Origin of the sequence: Prosthecobacter algae (genome assembly GCF_039542385.1) — a bacterium.
Classification (GTDB): domain Bacteria; phylum Verrucomicrobiota; class Verrucomicrobiia; order Verrucomicrobiales; family Verrucomicrobiaceae; genus Prosthecobacter; species Prosthecobacter algae.
Genome location: NZ_BAABIA010000004.1, coordinates 111,735 through 127,549, shown reverse-complemented (window position 1 = coordinate 127,549; position 15,815 = coordinate 111,735). Strand labels below are relative to the sequence as shown.

The window sequence follows — 15,815 nt, the reverse complement described above, 5'->3', positions numbered from 1 at the left end:
CCAGCCTTGTGGCCTGCCGCAGTCAAAAGAGCCTGCCAACGATGCACCGAAAGAACCTCAGTATCGCCAGGCTCGGCCTGGGGCGGGGTGTTTCATTTGGATGCCTTCATCACGATGTTTTCGGCCAACACGTTTTCGGCACCACCGCCCAGGATCGGACTGGCCGTGACGTTGTCGCGGATCATGTTAGACTTGGCGCCCTCGGCAACCTCAAGCGTGCCATTGACATGGGTGTTGCCGGACCAGATCCACTGGTTTGCATTCAGGATGACGGTACCGGTCTGGCGCAGGAGATTGCCACGCACCATGACATGGCTGGAAACCATCGTGCTGTTTGGCTCGGTGAGCACCGTCCCTTCGCACACATTGTCAGCAAACAGGATGTCCCGGATCGTTGTCTGACTCGGGTTGCGTAAATCGTAAAATTGCACATCCCCATCGAAGACATTGCCCGAAAGCGTAATGCCTTCATAGGTGCAGGAGAGCGCTTCGGGGCGAGTCACAAAACGCATGGCGCATTTGGCCTTGGTATGCTGGTTGCGGAAGATGTTCCCCGTCACAACCACATCGCTGATTTTTGAGTGCAGCGGCAGTGGCTCCGTGCGAAAAATCAGACACGGCAGCGCTTCGGTTTTGGACGCATTCAGCATCGGCTCCACATGATTGCCGGTGACCCGAATGTGATGCGAGCCTTCCGTGATGTTGATGCCGGTCTTGGTAAAATAGACGATGTTGTCGCGAATCTGCACATTGCGGCTGCCAAAGATCACTTGGGGTCCATCCACCACATTGACAATGTGGTTGTCCGCAATGAGGCCGCCATTGCATTCAGCGAGTTCGATCGCCTTGTTTCCGCAGGTCTCGATGTAGTTGTTATAAACCTGCCAGTTTTTGAACTGGGTGGCCATTCTATCCGCATCGAAATAGCCAGTGCGCGTCTTTTCAATTTCGCCAGCCGCAGCTTTCGCTTCCTCTGCGCTTATGACATGCTTGGCCAGGTACATCGCCGTGGCCGGTTTCGTGCAGCCCACCGCCTGTTTGGCATCATAGATCCAGCAATGGCGAACGGTGATGTTGTCACATGACAGCAAGAGTGATTCCTTTTCGTCCAGCCTGGCATTGAAGCCCATCACGGAACCACCGCCAATGGCCTTGTCATTGCCGGTGTACCGCAAGTGCTCGATCACCACATTGTGCGCTGGAACCGTAGCCGTGCCGATGCGCATCGGAAAGTAACGCAGATCATTCGGCGGAGTCTTGGGGTCCAGATAGATGTGTGTGGCATAACCTTGACCTCGCAGTGTCACCCCACTTTTGATCACCACGGTTTCGTCATCTGCATGACGCGTCAGTTTAAAGTCCCCTGCCCCGAGCAAGACCACCCCGCCACCTGTCGCGGAGACCTTGTCAATGGCCTGTTGGAGGACATCATCGGCTATGACATCCGGGCCTGGCGCAGGGATCCGCACCTCAAATCCGCTCGTCGCTTCTCCCTGGGTTTTACCAGCTTCCACAGGTCCGACCGCCCAGAGAGAGCCGCCGACCAATGCGAAGATCGACGATAGAAGGATGGTTCGTTTCATAAGGTCACTTCGAGTGCAATACATTCCACATCGCCAGTAGTGCTTCGCCGCGGGATGATTTCGTCTGTGGTAGCGGGTTCGTTCCGACCGTGGCTGGTGTAAACATTGGGGAAACTTTGGAAAGAGCTTCGAATCAGGCATCTCCCCGATCTCTGGAAGCATGCCTCGATTTGAGGTTATCAATGACCTCCGCTGTCCTTGAACTTGCAGGTCAAAACCTGCCCGTCCTTCTCCAGCCGGGTCCGCAGTTTCTCATAGTCCACTTTTTGGACGGACACACCGTCCTCAATGGCGATGACGGCGGCTGTCGCGGCACTCTGGCTGGTGACCATGAAGACAGGCTCCATACGCAGGCTGCTGAAGGCGGTGTGGCTGCAACTGAGGGCAAAGGTGACGAACAAGTTTTCACACTCCGACGGCTTGGGCACGATGCAGTCATAGCCGATCTGGTAAGGGCCGAAGCCCCCCCGGCCACCTGCGGTCTTGCCTTCGCGGATGACGATGCCATCCTTCACGATGCGGCGGATTTCATGGGTGTCCGTGCCGTAGCTGCCGAGGCTCACCGGTTTGGGGGCGATCTCACGGCCAAAGGTGTGGTGCTCGGTCAGCACCAGATCGCTGATCATGCGGCGGGCCTCGCGAACGTAGATCTGGTGTGGCCAGCCGCCATTGTCGGTGAACTCATCCTTTGGTAGGCCAAAGCGCGCCATGTCCTTGCGGACTTTCGCCGGCACTCGGGGATCGGTTGCCAAAAAGTGGAGCAGCCCCCGATGGTAGTTCTCATGCTCTTTGGCGATCTCCTGTCGACGAGCATAGCTGGCCTCCGGCCATTCATGGCTGGCTCCTGGCAGATTCCCCCCAAAGGTGGCGGTATTAAAATCCCACTTTTGGTTAGGCAGAGCATCATGCTTGGAAAACCAACGCAGGTCCATGTCATCCCCGTTGGCAAGGCAGGCCTCGATGAAGCGTGCGACGATCTCATACCGCTTCGGGTCATAGCCGCGAGGTGGCGCTATGGGGGTGCTATTAGCAGGGTCCACGCTCAGGCAGAGGCGGAAACAGTAGGCCTGAACCCCCGGTGCAGGCTCGCCAGGGCGGCCGGGATCACCTTCCTGAATCAGGGGTAAGAGGCCGCTTTTGGGATCGCCTTTCACCACAAAAGGGTCCAGCGGAAAATCCCGATCCCACACGCCCTGCCCGCCTTTGACACGCCCTGTCGTCCCCGGCTGTAGGTGGCCTGTGCGGGGCACGTATTTTTCATCGTAATAGATGCCATTGTAGGTCTCCCCATACTTCGCATTGCCCTCACGCAGCAGCGTGTAGCTGACACCGGCTTTCGCCATCAGGTCGCCTTCATAAGTGGTGTCCACATACATCTTCGCGCGGAAGATCGTGCCGTCCTCCGTGACAAATTCAGTGATGCTCGCCCCCTCTTTGAGCACCCTGGCCAGCCTCGCTCCGAAGTGAACCTGGACGCCCGCCTCACGCGCCATTTTTGCATAGACCTCTTCAGCCTTGTGGGGCTCGATGGCATAAGCCCCGCCGGTGGCCGGGCCGCCGCCTTTGGCAACAAACGGTTTGTCCCAGGCGAGGACTGTTCCCACGGTGGCCGCCAGCTTGGTAAAGTATTCGCGCGAGATCCCTCCCACACTGCGAGGATCCCCGATATCCACAGCACTGAGGCCCCCGGAGGTCATGCCACCCAGATGGCGACCGGGTTCCGCAATGACCACACGTTTCCCCATGCGGGCCGCCTGCACCGCCGCCGCCACACCACCGCTGGTGCCGCCATAGATGCAGACATCCGCCTCGATGACGTCAGCGGCAAGGAGTGAAGGGCTGCAAGTCGCCAGCACCAAAAAGGCGGCAGTCCGGGAGCAAAAGGAAGAGCGGGTCATGGTCAGGATTGAGGAAACGCAACCCACCGCTCGCCCTTACTGGTCAGATTTCCCTACCAGCGGCCCCGCCTCATTTGGCAGCAGCGTTTTTAAAGCAGTACATCACCCCGTCATCCGCCCCAAAAAGCACGTAGTCACCCGCCACAGCAGGCGAGGTCTTCACTGGCGCGCCGATCTCGTACTGCCACAGCTCTTTGCCATCCTTCAGGTCCAGGGCATAGACATAACCGTCATCGCTGCCAAAGAGGGCGGCCTTGCCCGCACAGATCACGGCGCTGCTGTCGATCCGGTCGCGGCTGCGATACTCCCACAGCTTGGTGCCTTTCACGCGATCAATCGCATGAAAACGTTTGTCGCGGCCTCCCACAAAAACCGCTTTTTCCCAGATGGCCGGGGCTGCGTAATACTCAAATTCGCGCTCCCCATACTCCCACACCATGGCACCATCAGCCAGATTGTAAGCCCCCACCCGGTTGCCATAATGGGAGACATACACCACCCCATCGGCAATGGCCACGTTGTTGCCAATGTAGGAACCGACCTCGATCTGCCGCTTCTCCACGCCCGTGGCCACATCGTGCACGTGCAGCACGCTGTCGCAGCCACCAAAGACCACCACGCCCTCTCCCACCGCGGATCCACCATTGATGTAGTAGCCTGTCTCCGCTGCCCAGTCCTTCTTCCCGGTCTTCGCATCCAGGCAATAGACGTTGTAGTCATAGCTGCCGATGAGGATCTTCTGCACGCCCGTTTTGGGGTCGGTCCAGGTATTGGAGGCGGCATGGATTTCGGCCTCCGTTTCGAACTTCCAAACCTCGGCACCCGTCTCCGCATTCCAGGCATAAACAAAGCCGTCCTGACAACCTGCGACCACCAGCTCTCCGGCAAAGGAGGCAGCACCATCAAAGGCCCCCTTGGCCGTCACCTCCCATTTTTTGGTGCCTGTGGCCAGATCCAGCGCATAAAATTTGCCGTCTTTGCAGCCGGCATAGACCTTGCCCGCACGCACCACGGCACTGCTGACGAGCATTTCCCCCTGCCCTTTCGGTTTGTCCTGCATTTTAAATTCCCAGGCCAGTTCCAGAGGAAAGCGTAGCTCTGAAGCCGAAACTCCCGTCATCGCCTCATTGCCACGGGAGTGGACCCATTCCCCGGCTGTCTGGGCCTGGGTGAAGGCGGCAGGGCAAAGCGCCAGCACGATGAGAGAACGGATCAACTGAGAGAATGCAGGCTTCATGGACAGTAATGGGAACACGCAGGTAACTACGAACAAACGCCTCCAGGTGGCCGGATGTTCCAGGGCTGATGCAGAGATTCATCCGCCTGCGGGCAAGAGACAAGCCTGTCTTTTGCCGCCATTGACTCCCACCTGAACGGGAACGTGAGGACACCGTCAATGCCTCGCTCCTCGCTGCGCCGCCAAGACCTACCAGCCGTCTGGAAACGAATGGGTGACCGTTAAAGAGTCGATCAACAAGCTTCGTCTGCACAAAAAAGTCCGGTGAAGCAGGCTCCACCGGACTTTTGGATCAATGTTTCAATCTAGGTCTCAGTGCGACACTTCAGCAGGCGCATCCAGTTCCTTCGGTGGCCAGAAGGCGAACAGTAGCAGCAGCGCCGCCGCGAGGGACATGCCGGTAGGCCAGAGGAAAAGCTCGCGGTAATTGACCACCCCATCGACCGTCAGTTTACCCTGCAAGGGAATGAAGATCAGCTTGGCGGCGAAATCTCCCAATCCCAGCACCAGGAGATTGAAGAGTCCCTGGGCGCTGGAGCGCACGTCTTTTGGGAAAGCCGCATCAATGAAAATGTAGAGGGTGGCGAAGAAGAAGGCGTAGCACACGCCATGCAGCACCTGGACCAGGATGATCATCGTCTGGTTTTGTGGCATGAAGGCAAACACGGCAAAGCGTGCCGCGTGCCCCAGCACACCCAGGATCATGGTCGTTTTCCAGCCCATGCGGGAGAGGAACCAGCCGAGCACCGCCATTGTTAAAATTTCGGCGATCTGGCCAATGCTCATCACCGGCATGATCCACTGCGCCTTGATGCCAACGGTTTCGCTGCCCAAGAAGCTGCCTGCCATGAGGAAGTAACCATTGTGAATGGTGGCATCAATGAAGGTGACGATGAAAAGAACCAACAGGAAGGGCTTCTTCAGGAACTTCGCTGCATGCAGCCAGGCGAAACCGCTCTCACCAGCCTTCGCAGGCTTCGGTGGCGTGTGAGGCAGGCTGAGACTGAAAACCGCTAACACCAAGGAGGAGATGCCCGAGACAAGGAAGATGTTCCGGCTCGCCGCCACAGCTTCAGCTCCGGCCTTGCCTTCCAACACGAAGTAAAGCGGCCAGGCTGCGAGCATCCAACCGATGGTGCCGCCCATACGAACAAGGCCGAATTCTTTTTTGGCATCTTTCAGGTGCGCAAAGGCAATGGAATTGGAGACGGAAATGGTAGGCACATACAGGAGGGAATGCAGCAGCATCAGTCCAAAAAAGGTCGGAAAATCCTTCACCCAATACATGCCAAGGATGGCCAATCCCCCGACGAGGTGGCTGAACGCCATGAACTTTTCAGCGGCAAAGTTACGGTCAGCGAACTGGTTGCTGAAAAAGATGCCCAAAATGGAAGCGATGACAAAGGCCGTCCCGACCAAGGTGATCTGAGTTTCTGTGAAATTCAGCCCATCCTTGCCCATGTACCCCCAGATCAGCGGCAGCCAAGCCCCCCAGATGAAGAACTCCAGGACCATCATGACAAACAGCTTCTTAGCAGCGGGTGATTTCATATCGGGAGAGAAAGCGCGAGAATAGGGAGCGGAACAAACGCTGGCAAGGCGGGATTCCTGGCAAAGCACTTTGGTTTTCATTCCTGGCATCTTTGAACCACCTTGTCCAAGAGCACGCCGTCCTTGTCATTCCTGGCGAGCGCGCTAAGAATCGCTCCCCGCGTGGCGTGTTTACATCTGCCATGCTTTCCGCCCCCTTTCTCAACATGACCGCCGACACCCTCCCTATCGAACACACGGAAGAAACCAACGCCCGCATCCTGGCGGTGAGTGAAGACCGTGTGAAGGGCTTTCACCAGCACCCCTTCCAGTTCATCGCCGAAGAGAGCGGCCTGCCTTTTGAAACGGTGGTGGAGCGCATCCGCGCCATGGTCGCTGGGGGCGTGATCCGCCGGGTGCGCCAGACCCTGCTGGCCAACAAGCTGGCCGAAGGTGCCCTGGTGGCCTGGAAAGTGCCGAATGAGAAACTGGACGCCGCCTTTGAATTCATGTTCAAGGAGGATCCCTTCAGCGGCCACGTCGTCCTTCGTTCCACAGACCGCGAGGTCAGCGGCAGCGACTACAGGCTGTGGACCACCCTGAAAGTGCCCCAGGGCACCGACATGACGGAGCACGCCGACGTGCTGAAGCGCCTGACCGGGGCCGAAGAATACCTCCTCATGCCTGCCCACGGCATCTTTGCCCTGGGCGTGGGCCACGTCCGCCGCAAGACCATGGAGCCAGGCGAGAAGGCCGATGAACCGGCCAAGATGATGACCACCAACATCGCTGACCTGGATGAGGAAGAGTGGAATGTCCTGCTGCACCTGAAGGGTGAGCTTTCTCTGGAAGAAATCGGTCCGGAGCCCTGGGCTGGCCGCGCCGCCGCTGCCGGCACCACGCTGGAGCGTTTCTGCGAGGTGGCCAAAAACCTCGATAGAAAAGGCGTCATCGGCCGCTTCTCCACCTTCCTTGAGCATGTGAAACCCAGCCAAACCGGCGTGCGGGTGACCCGCTTCAACGGCCTCTTCCATTGGAAAGTGCCTGTGGGCATGCAGGAGCGTGGCGGTGCCGAAGTCGGTCGTCATACCATCATGACCCACTGTTACTGGCGCGAAGGCGGCCCCCGCTTTGGCAATGTGAACATCATGGGCGTGGTGCATGGCACTGACAAAGACCTCATCATGAAACACAAGGCGGCTATTGATGACCACCTCGCCTCCATCGGCATTCCGGTGGAATACACCAATGTGTTCTGGGGTGGCCGCAGTGAGATCAAGCCCAGCGAGATCAGCCCCATCGTTTACCGCGAATGGCACCAAAAATGGGATGCCGTGGAAGGTCCCGTGATCTGATTTGGCTAAAACACCGCTTTGCGGTGGAAGAGGAAACTCTCCAGCAGCAGCACACCTAGAAGGCTCCAGATCAACAGTTGAGGCCAGTCGCTAAAACGGCTGGCCCCTGCAAGCTTGGGCAAGGTGGCTGAGGGCGGAACTTCGCCCTTGGCAGGCACATTCGTTTCCTGGATAGAGGCGAGGACGCTGGCACCCGACCGCCCGTCTACCGTCTGCCAAGCCCCCAGACGCCGGATGGAAAGAAGACCTGAAGAGGAGGAATCCGTAGCTTCCTGAAACTGCGTCCCATCCCACTCCATCCACTGGATGAGGCCTGTCTCTTCCAGCAGATCTCCGGGGCGCTGCACCTTCAGGCCAGAGGCCGCCTCATCCCCTTCCGCACACCAGTAGAGGGCATTGCCCAGCATCAGAGGGAAGGCGGGCAGGAGGGCCAGTTGTTCCGATTTAGCAGGAGAAAAGGCCGTCACCACCACCCGCTGACCATGGGCCTCACCCGCAGCCAGCACCGGCTCGGTGCCAGCCATCCACAGCGGCTCAAACGAGCTACCCAGATCTAAAACACCTGTCTGGGTGATGGCCAGCCGCGTGGGCGAAACCCGGAACAGCACGGGATGATCCGGTGCCACACTGCGCACGCTGTCATGCGGCAGTCCCGCCCCTGGCAAAGGCTTCACCTGCACCGGTCCTGCAGACTTGGCTGGATTCAGCACAATCACGGGGCGGTCCGTCGGCCATTCAGGCGGCAGCCATTGCTCAAAGACATACACGTCCGGCTTGTCCTTCATGGGCCAAGCCGCTGGACTGCCCTTCAGCATCTCGATGCGTCCCGCCTCAATCATGGAGGTCATCGCCAGCTCCGTAAACGGGTCCGCCTTGTCCGCCACCCAGGCCACCACCAGGGGCCGCGCATTCGGCAGCGGTGCCGCCACCGCATCATCCCAGGCGAGGCAATCGCCTGCCGTCTTCAGCCGCATTTCCACCCGCTGGCCGCGCACGCCTTCCAGAGGCAGAATGAGCGAACTGGACTTACCTGGCTCCAGCTCCAGTTCACGCAGTTGAGCCAGTCTTCCCGCCAGCATGATTTCCAGCGTGGCCGTCACCTTGCCAGCGTTCGCGCTTGAAGCGGAGACTTTGACAAACCCTTCGTAACGGTCCCTGGCCAGCGGTGCCTGACGGATCTGAAAACCCGTGATGCCCACATTGGTCAGGCTGGGCAAAGCAACGTTGGTAAACTCATAGGCTAGGCCCTCCGTATCCACCCAGGCCGCATCCCCCGCATGCCAGACCTGCGATCCCTTTTCCAGTTCGGCCAGCCGCCGCGCCACGGTCACTGCCGCATCTGGACGGCCTTCCATCGGCAGCGGGCGGATCTCATCCAGCAACCGCAGGCACTCACGGCGGTTGCGGTTTCGTGACAGCAGCACTTGCGCCTTGGCATCGTAGGCGACCAGAGAGATCACCACCTGGTCTGGCAGGCGGTTGAGGCGATCCCGCAAAAGCCGCCGCGCCTCCTCCACGCGGGTTTTGCCCGCTGCATCGGTGGCGGCCATCGAGGCGGAACGATCCACCACCACGATCACCGCACCCGTGGATTCTTTTCCCGCATCCCCTACAGGCCTGCCCAGAGCGAGAACAGCGAACCAGATCACCAGCAAGGTGAGCAGCAGTGAGAGCCATTTTTTCAACCGGCGCAGCCAGGCAGATTCCTGGTGCTCGCGCGACAACGATCGAAAAAACAGCAGTGTGGAAACCGGCACCCGGCGCGCCTTTTTCCGAAACAGGTACAGCGCCAGCGGAATGAGTGCCAACCAGGCCAGATGCAGAAGCTGGGGATTCAGGAATTGCATGCAGTCGCTCCTACTAGACGCCGCCGGCCAGCGCGCTCCCACGGTTCAGAAGATCCAGGAAGCGGTCCTCAAAGGGTTCCTCCGCCCCGCACTGCATGAAGTCAATGCGGTGGGCCGCGCACTCGCGGGCCAGGTTTTCACAAAAGGCGTCAAAGCTGTCCACATAGCGCTGCATGTCCCGTCGTGTCAGCCAAAAGCGTCGCTTCTCCCCCGTCTCCACTTCCGTCAGCTCCACCTCACCTTCCAGGGAAGGCTGCCTCTCTTCAGGATGCAAAATCTGCACAAAATGGCACTCCCCAGGCCAGGCCGCGGCACGTTTCACCGCCTCCGCCGCCGTATTCACATCCCGGCCAAAAAAGTCCGAGATCACAAAGATCACCCCATAACGCTGCCGGGTGGGGCGGAACTCCGTGAACCCCCGCTCCAGATCCGTAAAGCCGCCATACTTCAGACGTGTGGCCGCCTGAATGATCTTTTCGATGTTCCCCTGCCCTCTCAGCGGTGGCAGTTCCTGGCGCACCGTGTCATTGAGCGAATGCAGACTTACCCGCTGCTGCCCGGCCAGCCCGAGATAGGCCAGCGCCACGGCGAACCGCAGGGCCTGACGACGCTTTTCGCCAAACGGCTCCGCCATGGAGCCGCTGGTATCCACCAGGATGTGCAGGTTCAGCTCCTGGGTCTCCTCATAAAGCCTAACAAAAAGCTTGTCTAGACGCGCATACAGCCGCCAGTCAATCGCCCGATAGTCCTCGCGGGGCGTGTAATGGCGGTAGTCCTTGAATTCCCGTGTAAAACCCGTGGCCGGAGTGGACTGCGCCCCGCGCCGCATCAGCGACCGCCGCTTCCGCAGGCGCACAGCCAGGGAACGCAGCCGGTCCAGAAAGGCCGCATCGAAGAGGTCATCGCGGGCGAGAGTTTCGGATGGCATGGGGAGGCGGAGTTAACGTCCAAAAACAGATCTTTTATCCATGTAGACACCTGCAAGCACAAGCATTTACGTCGCCAGAATGACCCACAACCAAGGATTGCTCTCAAGCAGGCCCGTTGTTGGGAGCAAACTTCCCTATTGACTCCCGGCAACCGCCTGAGCACTGAGCACGTTCCATCCTTCCCCATGTCCCGCAACTACACCCTGCACACCGCGCCCCACGCTGCGCCCCGCATTGACTACAAAGCGGAGCTCAATGAGCAGCAGTATGCCGCCGTGACCACCCCGCCGGGGCAGACCCTGGTGATTGCAGGCGCAGGCTCGGGCAAAACCCGCACGCTGACCTACCGCGTGGCCTGGCTGCTGGACAATGGGGTGCTGCCGGAGCAGATCCTCCTCCTCACCTTCACCAACAAAGCCGCACGGGAGATGCTGGAGCGCGTCACCGCCCTGGTCCCCGTGGACACGCAGCGACTCTGGGGCGGCACCTTCCACAGCATTGGCAACAAGCTCCTGCGCTGGAATGCGGAACGCCTGGGCTATCGCAAAGGCTTTTCCATCATGGATCGCGAGGACCAGAAGGATCTCATGGAGACCGTGGTGAGCAGCAGTGGCATTGACACCGCCGGCTTCCGCTTCCCCAAGGCCGAAGTGCTGGGTGACATCTACTCCATGGCGGACAACACCTGCACGCCGCTGAAGGAGATCCTGCTCACGAGATACCCTTACTTCGAAAAGATCACCGATCAGATCATCCACATCCGCAAGCTCTACCAGGACAAGAAGGTGGAGACCAACTGCATGGACTTCGATGACCTGCTGACCCAATCCGTCCGCCTGCTGAAGGAAAATGAGGACCTGCTGGAGCGCTACCGCAGCCAGTTTGAATTCGTGCTGGTGGATGAGTATCAGGACACCAACGGCCTGCAGTCGCAGTTTGTCGAAATGCTGACCGGCGAGGATGGCAATCTCATGGTGGTGGGGGACGATGCCCAGTCCATCTACTCCTGGCGCGGGGCGGATGTGACCAACGTGCTGAACTTTCACGAGCACTGGCCCCGCGCCCGGGTCCACAAGATCGAAGTCAACTATCGCAGCGTGCCCGAAGTGTTGGAACTGGCCAATGTCTCCATCGGCAATAACAAGGCGCAGATCCGCAAGAACCTGCAGCCTTCCCGTGAGCCGAAGGGCCAGCTCCCTGCCCTGGTGCCGCTGGACAATGGCAGCGCCCAGGCCTCCTTCATCGCGCAGCGCATTCTGGAGCTTCAGGATGAAGGTGTGGAACTGAACGAAATCGCCGTCCTCTACCGCGCTCATTTCCACAGCATGGAAATCCAGATGGAGATGACCAGCCGAGGCATCCCCTTCCAGATCACCAGCGGTCTGCGGTTCTTTGAGCAGGCCCATGTCAAGGACGTCGCCGCCTTCATGAAATTTGCCGTGAACCGTCGCGATGAAATTAGCTTCATGCGCATGGTGAAACTCATCCCCGGCATCGGCGGAGCCAGCGCCACCAAGGTCTGGAATGACTGGCTGAAAACCGAAGCTTCTCAGGCCGAAGTGATGACCGGCAAGTTCTCGGATCTGCTCATCCCCATGAGCGTGCCCAAGAAAGCCCGCGAGACCTGGGACCAATTCGCCTACACCCTGGATGAACTCATCGTGGACGGCAAGACTGCCACCCCGCCCGAGATGATCCGCAGCATCTACGATGGTGTTTATGAAGAGTACATGAAGTCCAAATTTAAGAATGCCGAGCAGCGCCAGCAAGACCTGGAACAGCTCAGCAACTACAGCGTGCGCTTCACCGATCCGCTCGAGTTTCTCAGCCAGCTCTCGCTGCTCAGCGGGGTGGATACAGATAACAAACCGGACCAGCAGGACCGCGAAGCCGTCACCCTTTCCACCGCCCACCAGGCCAAGGGTCTCGAGTGGCACAGCGTCTTCGCCGTCTGGATGGCCGATGGCATGTTCCCCCATGCCCGCGCCATTGAGGAAAGCGATGCTGGACTGGAGGAGGAACGCCGCCTCTTTTACGTCACCGTCACCCGCGCCAAGGATGAGCTGTATCTGACCTACCCGCTCATCAATCACCAGGCCCGCGACGGCGACATCCTCATGAAACCCAGCCGCTTCATCACCGAGCTGCCCATGGAACTCATGGAAAAATGGAATGTGCGAAGCGGGTGGTAAACACTAGAATCACTTCCCCGGCGTCTCATTCGTCACCGCGAAAGCCGAAGCCTTGATGGTCTCCAGAGGACGCACTTCAAACACCAGCCCGCAGGCCAGACAAGGATTGCCTGACATGTATTCCGCCGCCTCATCCAGGCTGTCCGCGAGGACGAACCAGTAGCCGCCGATGACCTCCTTGGCCTCGCCGTAAGGGCCGTCGGTAATGCCATGATTGCGCGACAACGTTTTGCCTCCTGTCGCCAGCCTCTGACCATGACGCATCTTACCGTCCTCAACCATCCGGTCTATCCAAGAGTAAAAATGGTCAATGGTCGTCTGGATGGTTTCCGGCGGCAGGTCTTTGTCCCATTGGCCGCGAGAGAGGACGAGATATTCGGAAGGAGAGGCATGCGAATCCATGGCCTCATTTTACCAATTCGTTCGCCCCTGTCTTGAGAATTGTTAAGCCCAGGTAAAGGGCATTGCCCGGCGGACTCGTTCATGAGAAACGAGGGGCCGCCTCATGAAAATTTCTCCCCTTTTTGTCCTCTGGACAACGTTTGCTTCCAGCCTGGCCTCCATCGCCAAAGCCGGAGACGGAGTCATTGACCTGACGAGTCTGGCCAATTACGCCAACCAGACGGTGCCAGCCTACGTCACCCGCAACAACACCCCGCAAGGCAATGCCATCACGGACAAGGGAGCCACGCTGGGGCGCGTGCTGTTTTATGACAAGCGACTGTCGCGAAATGACAGCGTCTCCTGCTCCACCTGCCATAAGCAGGCTCACGCCTTCAGCGACACAGCTACGGCCAGCACGGGCGTGAACGGTACGACGGGACGGCATTCCATGCGGCTCATCAATGCCCGCTTTGCCCAAGAGGTGCGGTTCTTTTGGGATGAGCGCGCCACCTCGCTGGAAAACCAGACCACCCAGCCGATCCGCGATCATGCTGAGATGGGATTCAGCGGGGCCAATGGAGATCCGGCTTTCTCTGAACTGCTGGTGAAGCTGGCCGCCATTGAAGAGTATCGGGTGCTTTTCACCATGACCTTTGGAGACAGCGCCATCACCGAAACTCGCGTGCAACTGGCCATCTCCCAGTTCATCCGCAGCATCCAGTCCTTTGACTCTCGTTTCGATGCAGGCCGTGTGCAGGTGGCCAACGCTAACAACGCCTTCCCAAACTACACCGCGCAGGAAAACGCGGGCAAACAGCTCTTCCTCGCCCCGCCTCCTGGAGGTGCTGGATGTGCAGGCTGCCATCGGCCCGGCGAGTTTGACATTGACCCTCTCAGCGGAAACAACGGAGTGATCACCAAGATTGGCGGTGGCACCGATTTGACGAACACCCGCTCCCCTTCCCTGCGAGACCTTGTAGGGCCAGGAGGCCAGTCCAACGGTGCCTTCATGCATGATGGCAGCCTGACATCGCTGGCCCAGGTGGTGAATCACTACAATGCCATTCCAGCCGACAATGCAGGCCTCGACAACCGTCTCCGCCGTCCTAATAATCAAACTCAAAACCTCAACCTCACCCAGCCTCAGAAAGAAAGTCTTGTGGCCTTTCTTCAAACGCTCACCGGCAGCGCCGTTTACACCGATGCCCGCTGGTCAGATCCCTTTGATGACCAAGGCAATCTCACACTCATCGTCTTCCCGCCCACCGAGATCGCCATTCAAAAAACGGGGAGCAGTACAGCAAACGTCATCTGCCAGGCCGTCCCAGGTTTGTCCTATCAGCTTCAGTCTTCGACGGATCTGGTGAATTGGAACAGCATCGTGGCCACTGTGACCGCCGACCTCAATGGCCTCTGCCAGCACAGCGTCAGCCTAACCAACTCCAAGTTCTATCGTTATGCCTATGTGGTCAATCCTTGAACGGCTTCCCGTTTCATGCGTTTGAGATCCTTTCCCATCCTGTCGAGTTCTCCGGCTTGAGCTCCGAAAAAGTGGATCTTGTGGCCGCCTTGAAAATGCAGCACGGCGGCACAACCACGGGAATTTCGCTTGGTTCTCTCATACTCATGGATGGGATAGTCGCTCACCACATAGCGGTTGAGAAAAACATGCTGCACCCGGCCACGGATCAGACGAATGCGAAAGAGAACCGTGGGTAGCACCCCCAGCGGCATGATAGTCAACAGAGCCAAAAACCCGCCAAGGGCCGTACCAGAGCGAAGATATTCCAGCCGCCCTTCAGACCACATACTGATCCCCGTGGCCACGACTACCAGCACCGTAATGATGACGCCGACGAAAGCCACCCGGTAGAGAACGTGCACCGGATTCCCGTATTCATGCACTTCATCTGTGTGAAGAGATCTCAGCCCAGTTAACTCATCAGCATCCATAAAACGAATCCTCCTGAAACCACCAGGAACATCAACCCTTATGGCGCAAGACAGAATCGTATAAACAACAAATGAAAAGGCTTTTTCATGATCAAAAGCCTCGTTAGCCGTGTTATCATGACACCTTTTTGAATCGTCACTCCCACCATGAATCCCCGCCTTCTCATCGCCCCTCTCCTGGTCATCACCTCCGCAGCTCTGGCTGCTGACCTGCCGACCATCCCTTCCAAGTCCATTGCCAATAAGAAGGAGCTGCTGTTCAGCGATGATTTCGAAGGCTCCACCCCTGACAAAGTCTGGCACAAGGTGGTTCCGACCTTTGTCGTCGAGAAAGGCACTCTGAAAGGCACCCAGACCCGCGATGTGACCATCCCGGCCGCCAATGGCAAACCTGAGATCCGAGCCCATGCCGCCGTTCACGGCCTGGAAATCCCCACCAAGGACAGTGTGGTGGAGGCCAAAATCCGTTTCGATGGGGCCACGATGATTGATGTCGAATTCGACGACCGCAAATACACCGGGGCTCACTATGGCCACCTCTGTCGTGCGCAGGTTCGGTTGAACGGCGTCACCCTCATTGACGAGCGCGACGGCGGCATGCGCAATGACATCCGCGAGATGCGCAACGACCCCAGCAAAAAAGCCGAAGTGGCCAAACTCTTGGCAGGACGTTCCGCCACCTTCCCCGCCAAACTGGAAACAGGCAAGTGGTACACCCTGGTCGTAGAAACCGTGGGAGATGAAATGCGCGTCACCCTGGATGGCAAACCCGCAGGTTTCCTCAAATCCTCCGGCATCGCCCACGCCACCAAGTCGAAGATCGAACTCGGTGTCGCAGGCAAAGACGGCTATTTCGACGACGTGAAAGTCTGGAATGCCGAAGCAGCCAAGTAGGATTTAAGCAGCC

The 15,815-nt window shown here is 58.6% G+C and carries 12 protein-coding genes; 4 read left to right on the top strand and 8 right to left on the bottom strand.

Features of this window, described 5'->3' with window-relative positions; translation table 11 throughout:
* Positions 1–92: 92 nt before the first annotated feature.
* The 4 genes from ABEB25_RS10480 to ABEB25_RS10465 form a co-directional block, all read right to left on the bottom strand.
* Positions 93–1,583: a right-handed parallel beta-helix repeat-containing protein gene (locus tag ABEB25_RS10480; RefSeq protein WP_345736356.1), complete on the bottom strand. Its 1,491-nt coding sequence runs from the start codon at positions 1,581–1,583 to the stop codon at positions 93–95.
* A 179-nt stretch (positions 1,584–1,762) separates the two neighbouring features.
* On the bottom strand, positions 1,763–3,481 hold the full coding sequence (locus ABEB25_RS10475) for an FAD-dependent oxidoreductase (RefSeq protein WP_345736355.1): 1,719 nt from the start codon (positions 3,479–3,481) through the stop codon (positions 1,763–1,765).
* 70 nt (positions 3,482–3,551) lie between these two features.
* A complete protein-coding gene (locus ABEB25_RS10470; protein WP_345736354.1) occupies positions 3,552–4,718 on the bottom strand; it encodes an outer membrane protein assembly factor BamB family protein in 1,167 nt (388 codons plus the stop codon).
* Between the two features lie 312 nt (positions 4,719–5,030).
* Positions 5,031–6,269: a nucleoside permease gene (locus tag ABEB25_RS10465; RefSeq protein WP_345736353.1), complete on the bottom strand. Its 1,239-nt coding sequence runs from the start codon at positions 6,267–6,269 to the stop codon at positions 5,031–5,033.
* Positions 6,270–6,451: 182 nt separating this feature from the next.
* Between ABEB25_RS10465 and ABEB25_RS10460 the strand changes: the two genes are divergently transcribed.
* The gene (locus tag ABEB25_RS10460) at positions 6,452–7,603 is read left to right on the top strand and encodes an Lrp/AsnC family transcriptional regulator (RefSeq protein WP_345736352.1); all 1,152 of its coding nucleotides are present in this window, start codon (positions 6,452–6,454) and stop codon (positions 7,601–7,603) included.
* 5 nt (positions 7,604–7,608) lie between these two features.
* Here the strand turns inward: ABEB25_RS10460 and ABEB25_RS10455 are convergent, their stop codons facing one another.
* Both ABEB25_RS10455 and ABEB25_RS10450 read right to left on the bottom strand, forming a co-directional pair.
* Positions 7,609–9,450 carry a BatA domain-containing protein gene (locus tag ABEB25_RS10455; RefSeq protein WP_345736351.1) on the bottom strand — a complete coding sequence of 614 codons (1,842 nt, stop codon included), beginning with the start codon at positions 9,448–9,450 and terminating at the stop codon, positions 7,609–7,611.
* 13 nt (positions 9,451–9,463) lie between these two features.
* Positions 9,464–10,378 (bottom strand): DUF58 domain-containing protein, encoded by a 915-nt coding sequence (locus ABEB25_RS10450; RefSeq protein ID WP_345736350.1) that lies wholly within the window; start codon positions 10,376–10,378, stop codon positions 9,464–9,466.
* Positions 10,379–10,564: 186 nt separating this feature from the next.
* Here ABEB25_RS10450 and ABEB25_RS10445 point away from each other — a divergent pair, with 186 nt between their 5' ends.
* Positions 10,565–12,571 (top strand): ATP-dependent helicase, encoded by a 2,007-nt coding sequence (locus ABEB25_RS10445; RefSeq protein ID WP_345736349.1) that lies wholly within the window; start codon positions 10,565–10,567, stop codon positions 12,569–12,571.
* A gap of 9 nt (positions 12,572–12,580) precedes the next feature.
* On the opposite strand, the gene ABEB25_RS10440 is transcribed toward ABEB25_RS10445, so the two are convergent.
* Positions 12,581–12,973 carry a YciI family protein gene (locus tag ABEB25_RS10440; protein ID WP_345736348.1) on the bottom strand — a complete coding sequence of 131 codons (393 nt, stop codon included), beginning with the start codon at positions 12,971–12,973 and terminating at the stop codon, positions 12,581–12,583.
* Between the two features lie 103 nt (positions 12,974–13,076).
* Between ABEB25_RS10440 and ABEB25_RS10435 the strand changes: the two genes are divergently transcribed.
* A complete protein-coding gene (locus tag ABEB25_RS10435; protein ID WP_345736347.1) occupies positions 13,077–14,435 on the top strand; it encodes a cytochrome-c peroxidase in 1,359 nt (452 codons plus the stop codon).
* Here the strand turns inward: ABEB25_RS10435 and ABEB25_RS10430 are convergent.
* Entirely contained in the window at positions 14,417–14,908 is a 492-nt protein-coding gene (locus tag ABEB25_RS10430; protein ID WP_345736346.1) for a hypothetical protein, read from the bottom strand. The genes ABEB25_RS10435 and ABEB25_RS10430 overlap by 19 nt on opposite strands.
* Positions 14,909–15,055: 147 nt before the next feature.
* On the opposite strand from ABEB25_RS10430, the gene ABEB25_RS10425 reads away from it, so the two are divergent.
* The gene (locus ABEB25_RS10425) at positions 15,056–15,802 is read left to right on the top strand and encodes a hypothetical protein (RefSeq protein WP_345736345.1); all 747 of its coding nucleotides are present in this window, start codon (positions 15,056–15,058) and stop codon (positions 15,800–15,802) included.
* Positions 15,803–15,815: the final 13 nt, after the last annotated feature.